Below are 21,743 nucleotides of genomic sequence, written 5' to 3'. Positions count from 1 at the left end.
CTTGACCGCCCGGCTTTTCAACCCTGCCCCTCGCAAGAGCGGCAGGTTTTTTTTATTTGCGCGCTTTTAGGATCACGAATTTTGGCGTGGTGGCGACTTGTTCTACGCCGCGAAACAGGCGTGCCAGCTTGGTGTGATAACCCAAGTGGCGGTTGCCGACTATATAGAGGGCGCCACCCACCACCAGGGTTTCCCGTGCCTGCTGGAACATGCGCCAGGCGAGGAAGTCGCCGACCACCTGCTGCTGGTGGAACGGTGGGTTGCACAGCACCACGTCCAGCGAGTTGGGCTCCTGGCCGGCCAGGCCATCGGCGGCGCGCACGATCACGTCACGTTGGCCGAGGGCGGCTTGCCAGTTCTCCTGCGCTGATTGCACGGCCATATAGGATTCGTCCACCAACGTGTACTGCGCGTCCGGGTTTTGCAGGGCGCTGGCAATCGCCAGCACACCGTTGCCGCAACCAAGGTCCGCGACGCGGGCGCTGCCGAGGTTTTTCGGCAGGTGCGGCAGGAAGGCACGGGTGCCGATGTCCAGGCCTTCGCGGCAAAACACGTTGGCATGGTTGAGCAGTTCGATGGCGGGAGCGTCAAGCATGTAACGGGTCGGGTAGGGCGAGACCGCCAGCGGGCGATCCTCAACGGTGGCGATCAACAGCCGGGCTTTTTTCACGGCCAGCGAGGCGTGCATCGGTCCGATGTAACGCTCCAGCAACTCCCCGGCGGCCCGTGGCAAGTGCTTGATCATCGCCCCGGCGATGACTTCGGCGCCCGGTGCCAGTTGGCCTTGCAGGCGGATCAGTTGCTCTTCCAGCAGCGCCAGGGTCTTGGGGACGCGGATCAGGACCCGGTCAAAAGGCCCGTTCGGTACCTGGCTGGCTGGAATGAACCGCACTGCATCGAATGCCTTGCCGTTGCGCGCCAGGTTTTTCTCAAGCCCCTGGGCCGCGAGGAACGAGTCGCCGCTGGAGGTCACTTGTACGTGGCCTTCCAGGCTGGCCGCCAGGGCGCCAAAGCTGTCGTTGAGCACCAGCACGCGCGTCGTGGCGCTCGGCTGCTGCTGCGCCAAGTGGCTGAGCAGGTACTCGTCGGCGGCATCGAAGGCTTGCAGCGGATCGTTGTGTTGTTCTGGCTGGCGGATCAGATCGAGCTGGGCGAAGGGGCTTTCGAGCAGGGGCATGGCGGGGGAGGCTCTGGGTAATCGATGGGTGTTTGGCAGTGGGCGACCAAACCGTCTGAGTGAACTGCGAGGCGACACCCGGGGGCTGCTTCATCACTCAGAATTGGCCGTAAATGTTACGTTTTTTCCGGCGCGATTACATGCGGTGTTTCGACATAAGCTAGAAAAGCCCCGCTCTGGATGCACAGAGAACAGCGGCGATCTTGTTTGTAACGCCGAGCTTCTTGAGTGCGCTGCTGATGTGAAAGCCCACGGTGCGAGGAGAGATCGAAATAATGCTGGCGATTTCTTCCGCAGTCTTGCCCATGCCCGACCATTTGAGAATTTCCGTTTCCCGCGCCGTCAGCGTGCAAGGGGCGTTGACACTGGACTTGTCCGCATATTGCTGTGCAACGGCAGCATGCATGGCATGGCACAGCCACAATACGTTGCCAGCCTTTTCATACAGCTCTTGCGGGCTGACCTCACCGACACTGCGCCCCAGCGTCAGCATGCTGTAGATACCCTGAAAGTCGTGCACAGGTTGTGTCCATGCCTGATGCACTCCAAACGATTGGGCCAGTGACCACAAACCGGGTACCGCCTTGAACGCTTTCTCTTCCCATACGATGGGCAGTACGCAGCGCTTGCAGTGGGCAACTACGGGGTCTACATCGAAGAAGTGTGCTTGTTGGTAAAGGTTGGTCCATCCATTTGGATAGTTGTTGATCTGGATCGGTTTAGTGCTGTTGTTGGGTAGTTGAGAGCTCATTGTAAAGGAACAGTATTGGAAGCCGAGTTCATGAATATGGTGGGTGACCATGTCAAAGATTGATTCGATCTCGCTTTTATCTTCCAGTTTGGGGAGCCGAGTGTTACGCCAGTTCACCATTGGTAAATCTCCATGGGTTTCTGCGTGGCCTGGGTACGTCCTCATCCCAGTGCTGCACGAAAATTAGTGTAGGACATGGCTTACCGGGTTAACTGAAAAAAATGTCACTGGCCGCCGAGCTGTAGGGGGCCTTTTTTTATACACGGAACCGTTTTTTTGTATAGGTAACATCCAGTCTGATGATTTTTTATTGAATTTAAGGGGTTGTAGGTAGTGTCAGGATGATGGCGGTTACAGGGGGCATTTCATCTGGCGGTTAATTGGACGTGTGTTAATAGCCAAATAATTAGTTGGAACTAAGGCCGCCGTTTTTCGGATAACTGTCTTGGGAAATTTACACACTTTCCCGCTAACGCAGTGCAAGCGCTCTAGCCCGCGGCAATGCCAGTACAAATCAACGGTGTTTGCGCACACGGCTTTGAGCGACACTAGGCGCCTGTGTAAAACGGAGTTCCCCATGACGGCCAGTGCTGAGAAATTTACCCGGCAGACCTTGCTCGACGTGCAATCGTTGACCCCCAGCCTCTTCACCCTGCGCACCACCCGCGACCCAGGCTTTCGTTTCACCGCCGGCCAGTTCGTGCGCTTGGGGGTGACCAAGGCGGATGGCAGCACCGTATGGCGCGCTTATTCCATCGTGTCGTCGCCATTTGACGAGCATCTGGACTTCTTTTCCATCGTCGTCCCAGGTGGCGAGTTCACCAGTGAGCTGAGCCGCTTGCGGGTGGGCGATACCTTGATGGTGGAACGCCAGGCCACGGGCTTCCTGACTCTCAACCGTTTTGTCGACGGCCGTGATCTGTGGCTGTTGGGCACGGGCACCGGGGTGGCGCCATTCCTGTCGATCCTGCAGGACTTCGAAGTCTGGGAGAAGTTTGAGCGCATCATCCTGGTGTACAGCGCCCGGGAAGCCAAGGAGCTGGCGTACCAGTCGCTGATCAAAGAATTGGGTGAGCGCGAATACCTGGCCGAGTACGCCCACAAACTCACCTACATCCCCATCGTGACCCGCGAGCAGCACCAGGGTGCGTTGCATGGGCGCATCACCACGCTGATCGAAAATGGCGAACTGGAGCGCGCCGCAGGCGTCGAGCTGGGCCCGGAACACTCCCGCGTGCTGATTTGCGGCAACCCGCAGATGGTCGATGACACCCGTCAGTTGCTCAAGCAACGCGATATGCAACTGAGCCTGAGCCGACGCCCGGGCCAGGTGGCAGTGGAAAACTACTGGTAATAAAAAAGGCGCCTCAAACGGGCGCCTTTTTCATCTCCGCTTTGGTCAAAGCGGCTTGTCGTTCTGTGCCTTGAGCAGATCGCGGATCTCACCCAGCAACACTTCTTCCTTGGTCGGCGTCGGCGGCAGGCTTGGTGCCACGGCCTCTTCACGCTTCAGGCGGTTGATGGCCTTCACGCCCATGAAGATCGCAAACGCGACGATCACAAAGTCGATCACGCTTTGGATGAACTTGCCGTACGCCAGCACGACCGCAGGCACATCGCCTTGTGCGGCCTTGAGCGTTATCGCCAGGTCACCAAAGTCCACGCCGCCGATCAACAGACCGATGGGTGGCATCACCACGTCGCCTACAAACGAGGAAACAATTTTGCCGAAGGCAGCGCCGATGATGATACCGACGGCCATGTCGACCACATTACCTTTGACCGCGAAGGCCTTGAACTCACTGATCACGCCCATAGGTTATTCCTTGTTACAGATGAGAAGGGTGGAGGTCAGTGTAAGTCAGTCGTAGAGGGCTTGCGCGACACAACTGTTAACACTGTTAGGTTTTATCGACACATTAAATCGCAAATAGTTTGCAAAGTGCCATCAATCGCGCGCGAATTACTCGTAATTTCAACGACTTACCACATCATTTTCTCAATCGGCCTGGTGGTGTTTTTCTATTTATCTTCTGGCTCCCGGGTCACTAGCCTCTGGCAAGCACAACTGAATGTGCACTAAAAAAACCAGAGGAAACCTCGATGAAGAACCCAATGAACCGCGGGCCTGTTTCAGCACGATCCGTGCTGGTGCTGGTGACCGCCAGCCTGCTGTCCCTGTCGGTGCAGGCCGCCAACCTGACCCGCGATAACGGCGCTGCCGTTGGCGACAACCAGAACTCGCAAACCGCCGGCGCCAACGGCCCGGTGTTGCTGCAAGACGTGCAGCTGATCCAGAAGCTGCAACGCTTCGACCGTGAACGCATCCCCGAGCGCGTGGTGCATGCCCGTGGCACCGGCGCCCACGGCACGTTCACCGTCACCGACAACCTCAGCGACCTGACCAAGGCCAAGGTCTTCGCCGCAGGCGAGGCGACCCCGGTATTCGTGCGCTTCTCGGCCGTGGTTCACGGCAACCATTCCCCGGAAACCCTACGTGACCCGCGCGGTTTTGCCACCAAGTTCTACACCGCCGAAGGCAACTGGGACTTGGTTGGCAACAACTTCCCTACGTTCTTTATCCGTGACGCGATCAAGTTCCCGGACATGGTCCATGCCTTCAAACCGGACCCGCGCACTAACCTGGACGACGATTCACGCCGTTTCGACTTCTTCTCCCATGTACCCGAGGCCACCCGTACATTGACCGAGTTGTACTCCGACTCCGGTACTCCGGCCAGTTATCGGGAAATGGACGGCAATGGCGTACATGCCTACAAGTTGATCAATGCCAAGGGCGAAGTGCACTACGTCAAGTTCCACTGGAAGAGCCTGCAAGGCATCAAGAACCTTGATCCCAAGCAAGTCACCGAAGTGCAGGGGCGTGATTACAGCCACATGACCAACGACTTGGTCACCCATATCAACAAAGGCGACTTCCCCAAGTGGGACTTGTACGTGCAAGTACTCAAGCCTGAGGACCTGGCCAAGTTTGACTTCGACCCGCTGGACGCCACCAAGATCTGGCCCGATGTTGCCGAGCGCAAAGTCGGGCAGATGGTGCTGAACCGCAACCCGGCGAACGTGTTCCAGGAAACCGAACAGGTCGCCATGGCCCCGGCCAACCTGGTGCCGGGCATCGAGCCTTCGGAAGACCGCCTCCTGCAAGGCCGGGTGTTCTCCTACGCCGACACCCAGATGTACCGCTTGGGCGCCAATGCCCTGCAACTGCCGATCAACGCACCTCGGGTCACCGTCAATAACGGCAACCAGGATGGCGCGATGAACTTCGGCAAGACCACCAGCGGCGTGAACTACCAGCCAAGTCGCTTGATGCCGCGTGAAGAACCGCAAGCCGCGCGCTATAGCCAGTCGCCACTGGCGGGCAGCACCCAGCAAGCGAAGATCCAGCGTGAGCAGAACTTCAAGCAGGCCGGCGATTTGTACCGTTCCTTCAGTAAGAAAGAGCGCCAGGACTTGATCGAAAACTTCGGCGGCTCCCTGGCGACCACCGATGACGAGAGCAAGCACATCATCCTGTCGTTTCTCTACAAGGCGGACCCTGAGTACGGCACCGGCGTGGCCAAAGTCGCCAAAGGTGACCTGGCGCGCGTGAAGGCGCTGGCAGACAAACTGACGGACTGATCCTTTGGTCACGGCTGGCGCCCTTGATCGGGCGCTGGCCTTTTGGCAGGAGAACACCCATGCGTATTTCCATAGGACTGCTGCTGGCCATGCTGGCCTTTGTTGCCCATGCCGGGCCTCCCGAACCGGCGGCGCTCAAGGCGCAGTTGCAGGACTACTATTTCGACGCGGCGCGCCGTGGCGACCTTGACATGCTCAACACCTTTATCGACTCGGGCTACAGCCTCAATACCAGGGACGACAAGGGCTACACCGCGCTGATCCTGGCGGCGTATCACGGCCAAGGCCCGTTCGTGGAGCGCCTGCTCGCTGCCGGCGCCGACGCCTGTGTGCAGGACAACCGTGGCAACACTGCGCTGATGGGCGCGATCTTCAAGGGCGAGCTGAAAATAGCCCAGCGCCTGCTGAGCACCGACTGCAACCCCGACCAACGCAACGGCGCCGGGCAGACGGCGGCGATGTACGCCGGGTTGTTCAAGCGCCTTGAGCTGTTGGACGAACTGAAGGCCAAGGGCGCTGATCTCAACGCAGAGGACCCCGTCGGCAACAGCGCCTCACGCTTGGCCAGCGGTGAAATTCGGACCCCGGCAGCGCGCTGAGCTATCATCGCGGTTTTTCGGTTGGAGGTTCTCGAATGGCAAAGGCCAAGCGCATGTACGGCTGCACAGAGTGCGGCGCGACCTTTCCCAAGTGGGCCGGCCAATGCGGCGAGTGCGGTGCGTGGAACACCCTCACTGAAACCATGATTGAAAGCGGCGGCGCGGCGGCGCCTACCGGGCGTGCGGGCTGGACCGGGCAGCAGGCGCAGATCAAGACGCTGGCCGAAGTCAGCGTCGAAGAGATTCCGCGTTTTTCCACCGCCTCCGGTGAGTTGGACCGCGTCCTCGGCGGCGGCCTGGTGGACGGCTCGGTGGTGCTGATCGGCGGCGACCCCGGCATCGGCAAATCGACCATCCTCCTGCAAACCCTGTGCAGCATCGCCAGCCGCATGCCGGCGTTGTACGTCACCGGTGAAGAATCCCAGCAACAAGTGGCCATGCGCGCCCGTCGCCTGGGCTTGCCCCAGGACCAACTGCGGGTGATGACCGAAACCTGCATCGAAAGCATCATCGCCACGGCGCGGATCGAAAAGCCCAAGGTCATGGTGATCGACTCGATCCAGACCATTTTCACCGAACAACTGCAATCGGCGCCGGGTGGCGTCTCCCAGGTGCGTGAAAGCGCTGCGCTGCTGGTGCGGTATGCCAAGCAAAGCGGCACGGCAATCTTCCTGGTCGGGCATGTGACCAAAGAGGGCGCGCTGGCCGGGCCTCGGGTACTGGAGCACATGGTGGATACCGTGTTGTATTTCGAGGGCGAGTCCGACGGCCGCCTGCGTTTGCTGCGGGCGGTGAAGAACCGCTTTGGGGCGGTCAACGAACTGGGGGTGTTCGCCATGACGGACCGGGGGCTGAAAGAAGTCTCCAACCCGTCGGCGATTTTCCTCACGCGCGCCCAAGAAGAAGTCCCCGGCAGCGTGGTGATGGCAACGTGGGAAGGCACCCGGCCGATGCTGGTGGAAGTGCAGGCGCTGGTGGATGACAGCCACCTGGCCAACCCGCGCCGGGTCACCCTGGGCCTGGACCAGAACCGCCTGGCGATGTTGCTGGCGGTATTGCATCGCCATGGCGGCATTCCGACCCACGACCAGGACGTGTTCCTTAACGTGGTGGGCGGGGTCAAGGTGCTGGAGACCGCATCCGACCTGGCGTTGATGGCGGCGGTGATGTCCAGCTTGCGTAACCGGCCGTTGCCACACGACCTGCTGGTGTTTGGTGAGGTTGGCCTGTCGGGCGAGGTGCGCCCGGTGCCGAGTGGCCAGGAGCGGTTGAAAGAGGCGGCCAAGCATGGCTTCAAGCGGGCGATCGTGCCCAAGGGCAATGCACCGAAGGAGTCGCCGGCGGGGATTCAGATTATTGGCGTGACCCGGCTGGAACAGGCGTTGGATGCGTTGTTCGAGTAGTCACAGATCTCACTGGCAGCATTGTTCAATGTGGGAGCTGGCTTGCCTGCGATTGCGGTGGGTCAGCTTGCCCATCATTAGCTGACACTCTGCTATCGCAGGCAAGCCAGCTCCCACATTTTGATAGGTGTTGCTTGTCAGGTCTCCAGCAAGGCCGCCAACTCCCGGTGCAGCTCTTCCTCATCGCCCAGGTTCAACTCGATCAACCTTCGCAAGTGACTGATCGAGTCCAGGTCAATGTGCTGGCACACAAACCCCAATTGCCCATTGTCCTCATGGGTCAGTCGCACTTGCATCTTGATCGGGGTCTTGGGGTCCAGGCGTATATCGACATCGAACGGTAATGCCTTGTTGCCCTTCCAGTCTTCGGGCCGCTGCACCAACAAGCCTTTTAACGACAAATCCACCAATTGCACCGGCCATTCCCGGCCGTTTTGCCGAAGTTCGGTCTTGGCATCAAAGGCGATCCGGCGGAAACGACGGCGATCAGACGCTTGCTCTGTCATGGTGAAACCCTCTGGAGATAGGGGGATTGTAGCCCTGCGCCATCATTGGCCCGATATTTCTGCTTTTTTTGCCCGCAGAAGGCTCTAGACCAACGTAGGGGGGTGGTCTTTAAAGCCAACAGCGCTAAACTCGGAACGGCTGTCCTTTCTGTCCACCCTGGCTGGAATATAAAAATGAAAAATAATAATAGCCTGCTACGCCACCTACCCTGGCTGGTGCTGGCAATCGTAGGAGCGTGCGCCCTTGGCGTAGTGGCCTTGCGCCGCGGCGAGGCGATCAACGCCTTGTGGATTGTGGTCGCTGCTGTGGCCATCTACCTGGTTGCATACCGCTACTACAGCCTGTTCATCGCGAATAACGTGATGCAACTCGATCCACGGCGGGCGACCCCCGCAGTGATCAACAACGACGGTCTGGACTATGTGCCGACCAACAAACACATCCTTTTCGGTCACCACTTTGCGGCGATTGCCGGTGCAGGCCCCCTGGTCGGCCCGGTATTGGCGGCGCAAATGGGCTACCTGCCCGGCACGCTCTGGCTGATTGCCGGCGTGGTGCTGGCCGGTGCGGTGCAGGACTTCATGGTCCTGTTCCTGTCCACCCGTCGCAACGGCCGTTCCCTGGGGGATATGGTGCGCGAAGAGATGGGCCGCATTCCGGGGACCATCGCGCTGTTCGGTTGCTTCCTGATCATGATCATCATCCTCGCGGTGCTGGCGCTGATCGTGGTCAAGGCCTTGGCCGAGAGCCCATGGGGCATCTTCACGGTGATGGCGACCATCCCGATCGCGATGTTCATGGGCATCTACATGCGCTATATCCGCCCGGGCCGCATCGGCGAGATTTCGATCATCGGCGTGCTGTTGCTGCTGGGTTCGATCTGGCTGGGCGGGCAGATTGCTGCTGATCCTGTATGGGCCAAGGCCTTCACGTTCACCGGCATTCAAATCACCTGGATGCTGATCGGCTACGGTTTCGTCGCAGCGGTATTGCCGGTGTGGCTGATCCTGGCGCCGCGTGACTACCTGTCGACCTTCCTGAAAATCGGCACCATCATCGCCCTGGCCATCGGCATCCTGGTCACCATGCCAGACCTGAAAATGCCGGCGCTGACCCAGTTCATCGACGGCACCGGCCCGGTGTGGAAGGGCGGCCTGTTCCCGTTCCTGTTCATCACCATCGCCTGTGGCGCGGTCTCGGGTTTCCACGCACTGATCTCCTCGGGCACCACGCCCAAGTTGCTGGCCAACGAAAGCCACGCGCGCTACATCGGTTACGGCGGCATGTTGATGGAGTCGTTCGTGGCCATCATGGCGATGGTTGCCGCTTCGGTGATCGAGCCAGGCGTGTACTTCGCCATGAACAGCCCGGCCGCCGTGGTCGGCTCTGATGTGGTGACTGTGGCGCAAACGGTCAGCAGTTGGGGCTTTGCGATTACGCCAGAGGCATTGTCGGCCGTGGCCCATGACATCGGCGAAACCACCATCCTGGCCCGTGCCGGCGGTGCGCCGACGTTGGCGGTGGGTATCGCGCAGATCCTGCACAGTGTGCTGCCGGGTGAAAACACCATGGCGTTCTGGTACCACTTCGCGATCCTGTTCGAAGCGCTGTTCATCCTCACTGCGGTTGACGCCGGTACCCGTGCCGGTCGCTTCATGCTGCAAGACCTGCTGGGTTCCTTCGTGCCGGCGCTGAAACGCACCGAGTCGTGGACGGCCAACCTGATCGCGACCGCAGGTTGCGTGGCGATGTGGGGTTACCTGCTGTACCAAGGTGTGATCGACCCACTGGGCGGCATCAACACCTTGTGGCCGCTGTTCGGTATCTCCAACCAGATGCTGGCAGGTATCGCGCTGATGCTGGCGACGGTTGTGCTGATCAAAATGAAACGCCAACGCTATATCTGGGTGACCATGCTGCCAGCCGTCTGGCTGCTGATCTGCACCACCACCGCAGGCTTCATCAAGCTGTTCGACGCCAATCCGGCGATCGGCTTCCTGTCGCTGGCGAAGAAGTACAGCGATGCCCTGGCCAACGGCCAGATCCTCGCTCCGGCGAAGAGCATCGACCAGATGCAGCACGTGATCTACAACGCGTACACCAACGCAACGCTGACGGCGATGTTCCTGTTCGTGGTGTTCAGCATCCTGTTCTATGCGCTCAAGGTCGGCGTCGCTGCCTGGGGCAACAAAGAACGTACGGATAAAGAAGCCCCGTTCCAGGCCCAGCCGGACGCGTGATAGAGGATTGCAGCCATGTTCAATGACATCAGTCGCCTCGGTAAATACCTCGGTCAGGCCGCGCGCCTGATGGTCGGCATGCCCGACTACGACACGTACGTCGAGCATATGCAAACCAAGCACCCGGACAAGCCGATGATGGACTACAAGACGTTCTTCCGGGAGCGTCAGGAAGCCCGTTACGGTGGCAAGGGTGGGCCCAAGTGCTGTTGAGTTAACGCAATATCCCTGTGGGAGCTGGCTCATGTGGGAGCTGGCTTGCCTGCGATAGCATCACTGCGGTGTAACTGATACACCGAGGTGTCTGCATCGCGGGCAAGCCCGGCTCCCACAGGGGTCTGCTCCCACATTTGTTTCTGTGTTCCTTCAAGGAGAATCTCTTTGTCCTCTCCCATCCCGGTCACCATCCTCAGCGGCTTCCTCGGCGCCGGCAAGACCACCTTGCTGCGCCACCTGCTCAAAGCCGAGCACGGCCTGAAAATCGCCGTGATCGAAAACGAATTCAGTGACGCCGGTATCGACACCCAGCTGTTGGGCGCCGAGCCGGTGCAAGTCATGACCCTGTCCAACGGCTGCGTGTGCTGCACCATCCACACCGACCTGACCAAAGCCCTGTACCTGCTGCTCGAACGCCTGGACAGCGGCGAGATCGCCTTCGACCGCCTGGTGATCGAGACCACCGGCCTGGCCGACCCGGCGCCGGTGGCGCAGACCTTTTTCATCGACGAAGAACTGCGTGAGCGCTACATCCTCGACGGCATCATCACCCTGGTGGACGCGGCCCACGCCGAGCATCACCTGACCCAGACCATCGCCCAGGCGCAGATCGGCTTTGCCGACCGCCTGCTGGTGAGCAAGCGCGATCTGGTGGATGACGCCACCTTTGACGCCCTCAGCGAGCGCCTGACGCGCATCAACCGTCGCGCGCCGATCCGTGTCGTCGATCACGGCACTATCGACCTGGCCGAGTTGCTGGATGTGCGCGGCTTCAACCTCAACGCCGGCATGAGCCTGCGACCGGTCAGCAAGGCGCCGTCTATCGACCGCATCTCCAGCCTGGTGCTGCGCACTGACCAGCCGCTGGATATTGATCGCCTCAGCGAGTTCATGAACGAACTGTTGGAAGACCACGGCAAGCAACTGCTGCGCTACAAGGGCGTGCTGAACATTGCCGGGGAAGACCGTCGGATGGTGTTCCAGGGTGTGCTCAAGCTCTACGGTTTCGATTGGGATACCGAATGGGCCGAGGGCGAGGCGCGGGAGAGTGTGATTGTGTTTATTGCCGATGAATTGCCGGAAGACAAAATCCGCGAGGGCTTCCAGCGCGTCTACCAACTCTGACTTGAAATGCGCTCAAACTGTGGGAGCTGGCTTGCCTGCGATAGCGGTGCATCAGGCACTGATGGGCTAACTGACAGTCCGCTATCGCAGGCAAGCCAGCTCCCACAAGTGACCGTGTTTCAATTTTCGATTGGGTATAAAAAAGCCCGGCTCAAGAGCCGGGCTTTTCATTCAAGCAACTGCAATCAAGCGCCGTATACCGGCAGCTTCTTGCAGATGGCCTTGACCTTCTCACGGACCGCGTCGATCACGGCTTCGTTGTTCAGGTCAGCCAGGATGTCGCAGATCCAGCCAGCCAGTTCCTTGCACTCTGCTTCCTTGAAACCACGAGTGGTCACAGCCGGGGTGCCGAAGCGCAGGCCGGAGGTGACGAACGGCGAACGTGGGTCGTTCGGCACGGAGTTTTTGTTCACGGTGATGAAGGCTTTGCCCAGGGCAGCGTCAGCATCTTTACCGGAAATGTCCTGCTTGATCAGCGACAGCAGGAACAGGTGGTTTTCAGTACCGCCGGACACCACGTCAAAACCGCGCTCGATGAACACGCTGGCCATGGTCTGGGCGTTTTTCACCACTTGTTGCTGGTAGGTCTTGAACTCAGGCTGCAGTGCTTCCTTGAAGCAGATCGCTTTGGCGGCGATCACGTGCTCCAGCGGGCCACCCTGGGCGCCAGGGAATACGGCGGAGTTCAGCTTCTTCTCGATGTCGGCGTTGGCGCGAGCCAGGATCAGGCCGCCACGTGGACCGCGCAGGGTCTTGTGGGTAGTGGTGGTCACTACGTCAGCGTAAGGCACCGGGTTCGGGTAGACGCCAGCGGCGACCAGACCGGCCACGTGGGCCATGTCGACGAACAGGTAGGCGCCAACCTTGTCGGCGATAGCGCGGAAGCGTGGGAAATCCAGGATCTGCGAGTAGGCAGAGAAACCGGCCACGATCATTTTCGGCTTGTGTTCAACTGCCAGGCGCTCGACTTCGTCGTAGTCGATCAGGCCGTTGGCATCGATACCGTATTGAACGGCGTTGTACAGCTTGCCAGAGGAGGAAACGCTGGCGCCGTGGGTCAGGTGACCGCCGTGGGCCAGGCTCATGCCCAGGATGGTGTCGCCGCCTTGCAGCAGGGCCAGGTACACGGCGCTGTTGGCTTGGGAGCCGGCGTGTGGCTGGACGTTGGCGTAATCGGCGCCGAACAGTTCCTTGGCACGGTCGATGGCCAACTGCTCAACCACGTCGACGTACTCGCAACCGCCGTAGTAGCGCTTGCCTGGGTAGCCTTCGGCGTACTTGTTGGTCAGAACCGAACCCTGAGCCTCCATGACCGCTGGGCTGGTGTAGTTTTCCGAAGCGATCAGCTCAATGTGCTCTTCCTGGCGCACGGCTTCTTGCTCCATGGCGGCAAAGAGATCGGCGTCGTACTTGGCAATAGTCAAATCACGGCTGAACATGGCGGTCCTCAAGGATCGGGGGCAGAAAAGGAGGGCATTCTAACCCAATGGGTTTTAGATGGCATATGAAAGGACATCATGTCGCGGACAAGTGGGGCTCATCTGGGGATAAGTGGTGGCTGCTGAGGCTGTTGTGGCGAGGGAGCTTGCTCCCGCTGGACTGCGCAGCAGTCCCAAAAAAAAAGCGGGGCCGCTTCGCGCCCCAGCGGGAGCAAGCTCCCTCGCCACAGGGAAACCAGCCCACTAGAGGATCAGTCGAACATGAACAGCGCATCATTGCTGAACTGCGCCTCAAACCGACTCGCCGGCATCGGCCGCCCGAACAGATACCCCTGCACCTCATCGCAACCATGCTCACGCAGGAAGTCCAGCTGCTCATGCGTCTCCACGCCCTCGGCGATCACCGCCAGGTTCAGGCTGTGGGCCATGGCGATAATGGCGCGGGCAATCTGTGCGTCCTGTTCGCCGGACGGCAGGCCGTCGACAAAGGTGCGGTCGATTTTCAACACGTCGATGGGGAATTGCTTGAGGTAGTTGAGCGACGAATAGCCGGTGCCGAAGTCATCCACGGCAATGCTCAAGCCCAGGTTTTTCAAGCTGTCGAGGATATGCATGGCTTCGTTGACTTCGCGCATCAGGATACTTTCGGTCAGCTCCAGTTCCAGGCACGCCGGCGGCAGGCCGGTGTCCTGCAGGATGCTGGCGATGCGCTCACCCAGTTGGCCGTCGGAGAACTGCCGCGCCGAGATGTTCACCGAGACTTTCGGCACGCGCACCTTGTTCTGGTGCCAGGTCTTGAGCTGGCGGCAGGCTTCGCTGATGACCCAGTCGCCCACGTCCACCACCAGGCCCAACTCTTCCAGCACCGGGATGAAGTCCCCCGGCGGCACCAGCCCGCGACGCGGGTGACGCCAGCGCAGCAAGGCTTCGGCGCCGGTCAAACGTTTGCCATCGCCGCTGAACTGCGGCTGGTAATAGAGCACGAATTCGTTCTGGTCCAGGGCGTGGCGCAGGTCGCTTTCCAGCTCCAGGCGTTCCAGGGCGCTGGCGTTCATGTCGGCCTGGTAGAACTGGAAGTTGTTCTTGCCGCGTTCCTTGGCGTGGTACATCGCGGTGTCGGCGTTTTTCATCAGCTGGCTCAGCTCATTGCCGTCCTGCGGGCTGAGGGCGATGCCGATACTGGCCGTGACAAAAAACTCGCGACCTTCCAGCACAAACGGCTTCACCAGGCTGGCGAGGATCTGCTCGGCCACGTGGATCGCGCGGTTCAGCGCCATTTCGCGGCTGATGCGCGGTTGCAGGAGCAAGGTGAACTCGTCGCCGCCCATGCGCGCCACGGTGTCGTCTTCGGCGACGCAACCGAGCAGGCGCGTGGCCATTTCCTTGAGCATGCGGTCGCCGGCGGCGTGGCCCAGGGAGTCGTTGATCGGCTTGAAACGGTCGAGGTCGAGGAACATCAGCACCACCCACGACTTCTGCCGCTCGGCCGACTGCAACGCGGTATGCAGGCGGTCCTGGAACAGCGTGCGGTTGGGCAGGTGGGTCAGGGCGTCGTAATACGCCAGGCGGTGGATGCGCTGCTCGCTGGCCTTGCGCTCGCTGATATCGCTGAAGAAGCACACGTAGCTGGCCAGGTCGCCTTCGTCGTCGAACACCGCGGTAATGCCGACCCACGCCGGGTAATGCTCGCCGTTGCGGCGCTTGAGCCACACTTCGCCTTCCCAGGTGCTGTGCTGGTGCAACTGCTTGAGCACGTAGCGCAGATGGGCTTCCTGTTGCTCATCGACGGTGAGCATGTTTGGCAACTGGTCGAGAACATCGGCGACGCTGTAGCCACTGACGCGGCTGAACGCATCGTTGGCCTGCACGATGTAGCCGGCGGGGTCGGTGATCAGGATCGCCGAGGTGGAGTGTTCGAATACCGTGGCCGCCATGCGCAGGTCTTTCTCGGCGCGGCGTTGCTGGCTGATATCGCGGCCGACGCCAAGGATGCCTTCGAACGTGCCGTGTTCATCCCACACCAGCACCAGGCGCAGCTCGATCGGCACTTTACGGCCGTCGGCGCGCAGGCAGTCAAACAGGAACAGCTGGGTTTGCGCTTCGTCGCGCAGCTTGGCCAGCGCGTCGGTGTCGCCGAGGGCGCGGCTGACCTGTTCCACCAGGCTATAGATGCCGGTCAGTTGCTGCGGGTTGGCGATGATCGACTGCCAGCCGTTCTTGAACACCCAATCCACGTCATAGCCCAGCACGGCGTTGACCGAGGGGCTGATGTAGTTGAGGGCCAGGTGGCTGTCGGTGGAGCAGATCACGTCGCTGATGCTTTCGGCGAGCATGCGGTAGCGCTGCTCGCTGTCGCGCAGGGATTCGCTTGCTTCGATCTGGTCGGTGATGTCCTTGGCCACGCCGATGATGCGCGTGACTTGCGCCGCCTTGTCCCGGGCCAGGGCCTGCTCGCGGATATCGAAGCGGCGCCATTGGTTGTTGCGGTGACGGAAGCGCAGCTGGCATTGCAGCTGCGTCGAATAGCCGGCCTGGCGTTGTTGCTGGCGCAGGTCGTGGTAATGCTCGGCGTCTTCGGGGTGGAGCAGGATTTCCCAGAAGTACTCGCCCATTTGCTGCAATTCGGCCTTGTTATAGCCGAGGGTGTGGCCCAAGTGGTGGTTGCTGAAAATCATGCGCTGGCTGATCACGTCCTGCACATACAGGTGGTCGGGCACGGTGCGCACCACGTCCGACCAGAAACTCTCGCGTTCCACCAGCGACAGCTCGATCAGCTTGCGGCTGGTGATGTCGCTGATGCTCAGGATCACCGCCTTGTAGTCGTCCTGCTGCTCCGGCAGGCGCATCACCAGCCACAAGTATTGTTCGTTGCCGGCGACGTCGTTGAGCTGGATTTCCAGCTCCAGTTGCTTCTGCTCGGTCAGGACCGCTTCGAGCACCTGGTAGCCGATGGCCGTGGCGTTGCGCGGGCAATCATCGATCAGGCGTTCCCAGGCCTCTTCGCACGAGCTGACGTTGAGCAGGCGCACCGCGACCTGGTTGACCTCGGTGATGCGCAGTTCCCGCAGCAGTTGCTGGCGCTGCTCGCGGTTGCCTTGCAGCCAGTCGTGCAATTGTTCGCGGGTTTGCAGCCGGGCCTTGTCAAAGAACGCGTTGAGCCCCGACAGGTCGAGCACGCACAGGGCCACGCCGGTGCCTTCGAAAATATCCTGGTAACGCCGCCGGCCCTCGTGCACCTGGCGCTGGCGGCGGCGCATGTTGACCAGCACGAGCACCGGGATCAGCGAGAACGCCAGGCCCAGCAGGCACTTGCCGATGAACGCCGGCAGCAGTTCTTCCAGCACGGCGGTGCGATCGAACAGCCCGCGCAATTGCCAGTCGCTTTTGCTCAGGGGGGTGACCAGCACGCTTTTGTTCAGTTCGTCCGGGGTCAGGGCGGAGGCCCATTGCGCCGGCATGCCGCTGTCACGGCTGACTACGCGGTGGTTCAGGCGGTTCTCGATGGCCCACATCGGCCGCTGGCCCTGGCCGTCCTGGCGGGTCAGGCTGACCAGGTAGCTGGGCGCCAGGCGTAGCGCCCAATAGACCAGTGAGCCGCCACTCGGCTGGTGCAGCAACAGGTAGATGATCGTGCCGTCGCTGCTGTTGCTCAGGTAATAAGGCTGGGAATGGCTGCGCTGCACCAGCTCTTCAAGCCAGGCCGCGTCCTGGCTGTCGCTGGCGCTGTCACTGATCATGGCGCCGCTGGGGGCGAGCAGGGCGATGCTGCGCAGCTCCGGCAGGGAACGCTGCAAGGTGTGCATCAGCGCTTGTTGCTGTTCGTTATTGCGCGGCGGCTCGACCATCGGCAGCAGGTTCAGGGCGATTTTTGCGCTCAGGGCCATGTTCAGGCTGATCTGCTCAGCCAGGTCGGCGCTGTAGTCGATGGTGTATTGCTGCTGGTTTTTCTGGTTTTGCTGCAACTGATCCAGCAACTGCCAGAACAATAAAGCGAGCAACATGAGGACAAGCGTCGCCAATGCGCCTTTCAAGGTGCCGTGCAGGGGTGCTCCCGGCGCTATGTGAGCGGCGCGCAGAGGAGTGGGCGGCGTGACTTTGGACAAGCTGTGATCCTGCGGGTTGGCTGGACTGGCGTGCGACACGCACTATAAGCCGGACGCCGAAGGGCGGCTAGCATGCCTTGAGTTGTGGCAAAGTGCCAGCCCCGCTTGGCTGGACTGACCAAGCGCATTCAGGTAGCTTTGCCGGTTACGCGAGGGCGTTCCAGCCCCAGACATTCAGGCTTTTTTCCGCACGCAGGCATTGATTATCGTCAACGGCCCGCGCGGCGCATGGCCTGACACGGGCTTCGCCCGCTTAATTCATCAGTCACTGACGCTAGGTTCACCATGGCTCAATACGTCTTCACCATGCATCGGCTGGGAAAAGTTGTTCCGCCGAAGCGGGAAATCCTGAAAAACATTTCGCTGTCCTTCTTCCCTGGCGCCAAGATCGGCGTGCTCGGCCTCAACGGTTCGGGTAAGTCCACGCTGCTGAAAATCATGGCCGGCGTCGATACCGAGTTCGAAGGCGAAGCCCGCCCGATGCCCGAGCTGAACATCGGCTACCTGCCGCAAGAGCCGATCCTGGACCCGACCAAGACGGTGCGCGAAGTGGTTGAAGAAGCCGTCGCCGTGATCAAGAACGCCCAGGCGCGCCTGGATGAGGTCTACGCGGCGTACGCTGACGAAGATGCCGACTTCGACAAACTGGCCGCTGAACAGGCCAAGCTCGAAGCCATCCTGCAGGCTGGCGATGGCCACAACCTGGAGCGCCAGCTGGAAGTAGCCGCCGACGCACTGCGCCTGCCGGCGTGGGACGCCAAGGTCGAATTCCTGTCCGGTGGCGAGAAGCGTCGTGTGGCCCTGTGCCGCCTGCTGCTGTCGGCCCCCGACATGCTCCTGCTCGACGAACCGACCAACCACTTGGACGCCGATTCCGTCGCCTGGCTGGAACACTTCCTCCACGACTTCCCGGGCACCGTGGTAGCGATCACGCACGACCGTTACTTCCTGGACAACGTTGCTGGCTGGATCCTCGAGCTCGACCGTGGCGCCGGTATCCCTTACGAGGGCAACTATTCCGGTTGGCTGGAAGCCAAGTCCGACCGTCTGGCCGCCGAATCCAAGCAGCAATCGGCCCACGAAAAAGCCATGAAGGAAGAACTGGAGTGGGTGCGCAAAGGCGCCAAGGCCCGCCAGTCGAAATCCAAGGCACGTCTGCAACGCTTCGAAGAAATGCAATCGCAGGAATTCCAGAAGCGTTCGGAAACCAACGAGATCTACATCCCGGCCGGTCCGCGCCTGGGTGACAAGGTCATCGAGTTCAAGAACGTGTCCAAAGGCTATGGCGACCGCGTGTTGATCGACAACCTGTCGTTCTCCATGCCAAAAGGCGCGATCGTCGGCGTTATTGGTGGTAACGGTGCGGGTAAATCCACACTGTTCCGCATGCTGATGGGCAAGGAAACCCCGGACTCCGGCAGCATCGAGATCGGCGAAACCGTGCAACTGGCCTGTGTGGACCAGAGCCGCGAAGACCTCGACGGCAGCAAGACCGTGTTCCAGCAGATTTCCGACGGTTCCGACCAGATCCGCATCGGCAACTATGAAATCCCGTCGCGTACCTACGTCGGTCGTTTCAACTTCAAGGGCGGCGACCAGCAGAAGTTCGTCAAGGACCTGTCCGGTGGTGAGCGCGGTCGCTTGCACCTGGCCCTGACCTTGAAAGAGGGCGGCAACGTCCTGCTGCTCGACGAACCGTCCAACGACCTCGACGTTGAAACCCTGCGTTCCCTGGAAGAAGCCCTGCTGGACTTCCCGGGCGCTGCGATTGTGATCTCTCACGATCGGTGGTTCCTTGACCGCGTCGCGACCCACATCCTGGCGTACGAAGACGACTCGCAAGCGGTGTTCTTCGAAGGTAACTACACCGAGTACGAAGCGGACCGTAAAAAGCGCTTGGGCGATGCTGCTGCCCAGCCGCACCGCGTGCGTCACAAAAAACTGGCCTGATCGGGCTGGTGGTTTGAAAAAGCGGAGCCTTCGGGCTCCGTTTTTTTTTGTGTTTTTCTGTAGGACCGAGGTGCATTCATCGCAGGCAAGCCAGCTCCCACATTGACGGTGTTCACACATCAAATGTGGGAGCTGGCTTGCCTGCGATGGCGGTTTATATGTTGGTGCATGCCTTGGGTTGAAATCCCTGTTTGAGGGCAAAAAAGGGCAGCTATTTATATCAAATGCACCATTTAAATTCACAAAAGCGACATTTTGCCCTGTCGCAGTGCGGCATGAATTGATAAAGTCCGGCCCAATCTCATTTAAAAACAATCAATTTGCCGAGACTTTTCCATGATCGAATCCGTCGAATCCTTCCTTGGCCGCCTGAAGAAACGCGACCCGGACCAGCCAGAATTCCACCAGGCCGTAGAAGAAGTCCTACGCAGCCTATGGCCGTTTCTAGAGTCCAATCCGCATTACCTGACCTCGGGTATCCTGGAACGCATCTGCGAGCCGGAACGTGCGATTACCTTCCGGGTGTCGTGGGTGGATGATCATGGCAAGGTCCAGGTCAATCGCGGTTTCCGTATCCAGATGAACAGCGCCATCGGCCCCTACAAAGGTGGCCTGCGCTTCCATCCGTCGGTGAACCTGGGCGTGCTGAAATTCCTCGCCTTCGAACAGACCTTCAAGAACTCCCTGACCTCGCTGCCCATGGGCGGCGGCAAAGGCGGCTCGGACTTCGACCCCAAGGGCAAGAGCGACGCCGAAGTCATGCGCTTCTGCCAGTCCTTCATGAGCGAGCTGTACCGCCATATCGGCGCTGACGTGGACGTTCCGGCCGGCGATATCGGCGTGGGCGCCCGCGAGATCGGCTTCCTGTTCGGCCAGTACAAGCGCCTGAGCAACCAGTTCACCTCCGTGCTGACCGGCAAGGGCATGACCTACGGCGGCAGCCTGATCCGCCCGGAAGCCACCGGTTTCGGGTGCGTGTACTTCGCCGAAGAAATGCTCAAGCGCGACGGCCTGCGGGTTGAAGGCAAGCGCGTGGCGGTGTCCGGTTCCGGCAACGTGGCGCAATACGCGGCGCGCAAGGTCATGGACCTGGGCGGCAAGGTGATTTCCCTGTCCGACTCCGAAGGCACGTTGTACGCCGAAAGCGGTTTGACCGAAGAACAATGGTCGGCCCTGCTGGAGCTGAAAAACGTCCAGCGCGGTCGCATCAGCGAACTGGCCGAACGTTTCGGCCTGGAATTTCGCAAGGGTCAAACCCCGTGGGAACTGGCCTGCGACATCGCGCTGCCCTGCGCGACCCAGAACGAACTCGACGCCGACGCCGCCCGTACCCTGCTGCGCAACGGCTGCCTCTGCGTGGCCGAAGGCGCTAACATGCCGACCACGCTGGCGGCGGTGGATATCTTTATCGAAGCCGGCATCCTGTTCGCCCCGGGCAAGGCCTCCAACGCCGGCGGCGTGGCGGTGAGCGGGCTGGAAATGTCGCAGAACGCCATGCGCCTGCTGTGGACCGCCGGTGAAGTGGACAGCAAGCTGCACAACATCATGCAGTCGATCCACCACGCGTGCGTGCATTACGGCGAAGAAAACGGCCGGATCAACTACGTGAAGGGCGCGAACATCGCCGGCTTCGTGAAAGTCGCCGACGCGATGCTGGCCCAAGGCATCGTCTAACGCTGCAACCAGGGCCTATTGCGAACGATAGGCCCTGGCGGCATCGCGGTCTTTCTCATGCTGCCAGGCGCGCTCACGGTCGTCCCAGTGATTGTCCTTGTAGTCGCGCAGCTCTTCGTTTTCACGCATGGCCTTGCACTGGCGAAAGCCGTCTTCCCACCCTTCGGCGTACTCACGGTCCTTCAGATAACGCGGGACGTTCTTGCGAAACTCCCCGCTAATCACGCCAGCGGCCTGGCGACCGCTGCTGCACCCGTCATCAAAACCATCGGCAAAGGCCGGTGGATACCCTTTGGCCAATAAATCCTGATGGGTTGATTGGCAACCCGCCAGCCACACCACCGCGCACAGCAATACCGCATACCGCCACATGACAGACTCCCTGGCCGGCTACCGGCTGATAGGGAGAAGTCTAGATAGAGGATTGTCGGGGCGTTGTGAAAGGGAGGTGAGAAAGATGTTATGTCGTCAGAGCCGCATGCTCAGCCAATTCCTGCTGGATAAATGCCGCGATCATGGCGCGATAGACCTGTTCGGTGACGTCCGGATTGGCGCCTGCGGTATTGGCTAGGCTGCGCACTTTGGCGATGACCTGTTCAACCCGCTGCGGGGCCTTGACGCTGTCGGTGTCTTTTTTGAAGCGCGCGGCTTGGGAGACGTATTGGCCGCGTTCGGCCAGTAGGGTGACGATTTGCTGGTCCAGGCGGTCGATGTTGCTGCGGACTTCGTCGAGGGTGGTGCAGGTAACGGCCATGTTGTTGAAGCTCCCTGATAAATATCTGAATAAATGCGGACCCAATGTGGGAGCGGGCTTGCCCGCGATTGCAGTGTGTCAGTCACTGGATGCTTGGCTGATACACCGCCATCGCGGGCAAGCCCGCTCCCACATTGATTGCTCCTGCATTTGGATCTGG

The 21,743-nt window shown here is 60.4% G+C and carries 17 protein-coding genes; 9 read left to right on the top strand and 8 right to left on the bottom strand.

The window, feature by feature from the left end; all coding sequences use genetic code 11:
• Positions 1-52: 52 nt before the first annotated feature.
• Entirely contained in the window at positions 53-1,177 is a 1,125-nt protein-coding gene (locus ACU688_RS21735) for a methyltransferase (RefSeq protein WP_448186353.1), read from the bottom strand.
• Positions 1,178-1,337: 160 nt separating this feature from the next.
• Positions 1,338-2,048: a helix-turn-helix transcriptional regulator gene (locus tag ACU688_RS21730; RefSeq protein ID WP_448186352.1), complete on the bottom strand. Its 711-nt coding sequence runs from the start codon at positions 2,046-2,048 to the stop codon at positions 1,338-1,340.
• 457 nt (positions 2,049-2,505) lie between these two features.
• Here ACU688_RS21730 and ACU688_RS21725 point away from each other — a divergent pair, with 457 nt between their 5' ends.
• A complete protein-coding gene (locus ACU688_RS21725) occupies positions 2,506-3,282 on the top strand; it encodes a ferredoxin--NADP reductase (RefSeq protein WP_448186351.1) in 777 nt (258 codons plus the stop codon).
• Positions 3,283-3,327: 45 nt separating this feature from the next.
• Here ACU688_RS21725 and mscL read toward each other — a convergent pair whose 3' ends face one another.
• Positions 3,328-3,744: a large-conductance mechanosensitive channel protein MscL gene (gene mscL / locus ACU688_RS21720; RefSeq protein ID WP_017737414.1), complete on the bottom strand. Its 417-nt coding sequence runs from the start codon at positions 3,742-3,744 to the stop codon at positions 3,328-3,330.
• A 287-nt stretch (positions 3,745-4,031) separates the two neighbouring features.
• Between mscL and katB the strand changes: the two genes are divergently transcribed.
• The 3 genes from katB to radA are packed head-to-tail and all read left to right on the top strand — an operon-like array spanning position 4,032 to position 7,575.
• Complete coding sequence (katB, locus tag ACU688_RS21715; RefSeq protein ID WP_448186350.1) at positions 4,032-5,573, top strand: catalase KatB; 1,542 nt, start codon at positions 4,032-4,034, stop codon at positions 5,571-5,573.
• Positions 5,574-5,632: 59 nt separating this feature from the next.
• Positions 5,633-6,172, top strand: a complete 540-nt coding sequence (locus ACU688_RS21710; RefSeq protein WP_448186349.1) for an ankyrin repeat domain-containing protein — start codon at positions 5,633-5,635, stop codon at positions 6,170-6,172.
• A 35-nt stretch (positions 6,173-6,207) separates the two neighbouring features.
• Positions 6,208-7,575 carry a DNA repair protein RadA gene (gene radA, locus ACU688_RS21705; protein ID WP_448186348.1) on the top strand — a complete coding sequence of 456 codons (1,368 nt, stop codon included), beginning with the start codon at positions 6,208-6,210 and terminating at the stop codon, positions 7,573-7,575.
• Between the two features lie 137 nt (positions 7,576-7,712).
• Here the strand turns inward: radA and ACU688_RS21700 are convergent, their stop codons facing one another.
• Positions 7,713-8,081: a PilZ domain-containing protein gene (locus ACU688_RS21700; RefSeq protein ID WP_124527798.1), complete on the bottom strand. Its 369-nt coding sequence runs from the start codon at positions 8,079-8,081 to the stop codon at positions 7,713-7,715.
• 174 nt (positions 8,082-8,255) lie between these two features.
• On the opposite strand from ACU688_RS21700, the gene ACU688_RS21695 reads away from it, so the two are divergent.
• The 3 genes from ACU688_RS21695 to yjiA all read left to right on the top strand — a co-directional run bounded on the left by ACU688_RS21695 (position 8,256) and on the right by yjiA (position 11,663).
• A complete protein-coding gene (locus tag ACU688_RS21695) occupies positions 8,256-10,322 on the top strand; it encodes a carbon starvation CstA family protein (RefSeq protein ID WP_124527797.1) in 2,067 nt (688 codons plus the stop codon).
• Between the two features lie 15 nt (positions 10,323-10,337).
• On the top strand, positions 10,338-10,535 hold the full coding sequence (locus ACU688_RS21690) for a YbdD/YjiX family protein (protein WP_017737420.1): 198 nt from the start codon (positions 10,338-10,340) through the stop codon (positions 10,533-10,535).
• Between the two features lie 168 nt (positions 10,536-10,703).
• Positions 10,704-11,663 (top strand): GTPase, encoded by a 960-nt coding sequence (gene yjiA, locus ACU688_RS21685; RefSeq protein ID WP_448186347.1) that lies wholly within the window; start codon positions 10,704-10,706, stop codon positions 11,661-11,663.
• A 185-nt stretch (positions 11,664-11,848) separates the two neighbouring features.
• Here yjiA and glyA read toward each other — a convergent pair whose 3' ends face one another.
• Positions 11,849-13,102, bottom strand: coding sequence for a serine hydroxymethyltransferase (gene glyA, locus ACU688_RS21680; RefSeq protein WP_017737423.1), 1,254 nt, complete (start codon positions 13,100-13,102; stop codon positions 11,849-11,851).
• Positions 13,103-13,353: 251 nt separating this feature from the next.
• Complete coding sequence (locus tag ACU688_RS21675; protein ID WP_448186346.1) at positions 13,354-17,205, bottom strand: sensor domain-containing protein; 3,852 nt, start codon at positions 17,203-17,205, stop codon at positions 13,354-13,356.
• A gap of 285 nt (positions 17,206-17,490) precedes the next feature.
• Here ACU688_RS21675 and ettA point away from each other — a divergent pair, with 285 nt between their 5' ends.
• Positions 17,491-19,155, top strand: coding sequence for an energy-dependent translational throttle protein EttA (gene ettA, locus ACU688_RS21670; RefSeq protein ID WP_017737425.1), 1,665 nt, complete (start codon positions 17,491-17,493; stop codon positions 19,153-19,155).
• Positions 19,156-19,491: 336 nt separating this feature from the next.
• Positions 19,492-20,829 carry an NADP-specific glutamate dehydrogenase gene (gene gdhA, locus ACU688_RS21665; RefSeq protein ID WP_448186345.1) on the top strand — a complete coding sequence of 446 codons (1,338 nt, stop codon included), beginning with the start codon at positions 19,492-19,494 and terminating at the stop codon, positions 20,827-20,829.
• A 15-nt stretch (positions 20,830-20,844) separates the two neighbouring features.
• On the opposite strand, the gene ACU688_RS21660 is transcribed toward gdhA, so the two are convergent.
• A complete protein-coding gene (locus tag ACU688_RS21660; RefSeq protein ID WP_448186344.1) occupies positions 20,845-21,201 on the bottom strand; it encodes a hypothetical protein in 357 nt (118 codons plus the stop codon).
• Positions 21,202-21,289: 88 nt separating this feature from the next.
• Positions 21,290-21,583, bottom strand: coding sequence for a chorismate mutase (locus tag ACU688_RS21655; RefSeq protein ID WP_448186343.1), 294 nt, complete (start codon positions 21,581-21,583; stop codon positions 21,290-21,292).
• Positions 21,584-21,743 lie beyond the last annotated feature (160 nt).

The sequence above is a fragment of the Pseudomonas acericola (SeqCode) genome, from assembly GCF_053456465.1.
This window is presented reverse-complemented; position numbering and strand designations above follow the sequence as displayed.

Coding starts and splice junctions, on each gene's coding strand:
- glyA (WP_017737423.1), bottom strand. CDS start 13,102: ATGTTCAGCCGTGATTTGACTATTGCCAAGTACGACGCCGATCTCTTT.
- ACU688_RS21725 (WP_448186351.1), top strand. CDS start 2,506: ATGACGGCCAGTGCTGAGAAATTTACCCGGCAGACCTTGCTCGACGTG.
- ACU688_RS21695 (WP_124527797.1), top strand. CDS start 8,256: ATGAAAAATAATAATAGCCTGCTACGCCACCTACCCTGGCTGGTGCTG.
- katB (WP_448186350.1), top strand. CDS start 4,032: ATGAAGAACCCAATGAACCGCGGGCCTGTTTCAGCACGATCCGTGCTG.
- radA (WP_448186348.1), top strand. CDS start 6,208: ATGGCAAAGGCCAAGCGCATGTACGGCTGCACAGAGTGCGGCGCGACC.
- gdhA (WP_448186345.1), top strand. CDS start 19,492: ATGATCGAATCCGTCGAATCCTTCCTTGGCCGCCTGAAGAAACGCGAC.
- ACU688_RS21660 (WP_448186344.1), bottom strand. CDS start 21,201: ATGTGGCGGTATGCGGTATTGCTGTGCGCGGTGGTGTGGCTGGCGGGT.
- mscL (WP_017737414.1), bottom strand. CDS start 3,744: ATGGGCGTGATCAGTGAGTTCAAGGCCTTCGCGGTCAAAGGTAATGTG.
- ACU688_RS21710 (WP_448186349.1), top strand. CDS start 5,633: ATGCGTATTTCCATAGGACTGCTGCTGGCCATGCTGGCCTTTGTTGCC.
- ACU688_RS21700 (WP_124527798.1), bottom strand. CDS start 8,081: ATGACAGAGCAAGCGTCTGATCGCCGTCGTTTCCGCCGGATCGCCTTT.
- ACU688_RS21730 (WP_448186352.1), bottom strand. CDS start 2,048: ATGGTGAACTGGCGTAACACTCGGCTCCCCAAACTGGAAGATAAAAGC.
- ACU688_RS21690 (WP_017737420.1), top strand. CDS start 10,338: ATGTTCAATGACATCAGTCGCCTCGGTAAATACCTCGGTCAGGCCGCG.
- ACU688_RS21655 (WP_448186343.1), bottom strand. CDS start 21,583: ATGGCCGTTACCTGCACCACCCTCGACGAAGTCCGCAGCAACATCGAC.
- ettA (WP_017737425.1), top strand. CDS start 17,491: ATGGCTCAATACGTCTTCACCATGCATCGGCTGGGAAAAGTTGTTCCG.
- ACU688_RS21735 (WP_448186353.1), bottom strand. CDS start 1,177: ATGCCCCTGCTCGAAAGCCCCTTCGCCCAGCTCGATCTGATCCGCCAG.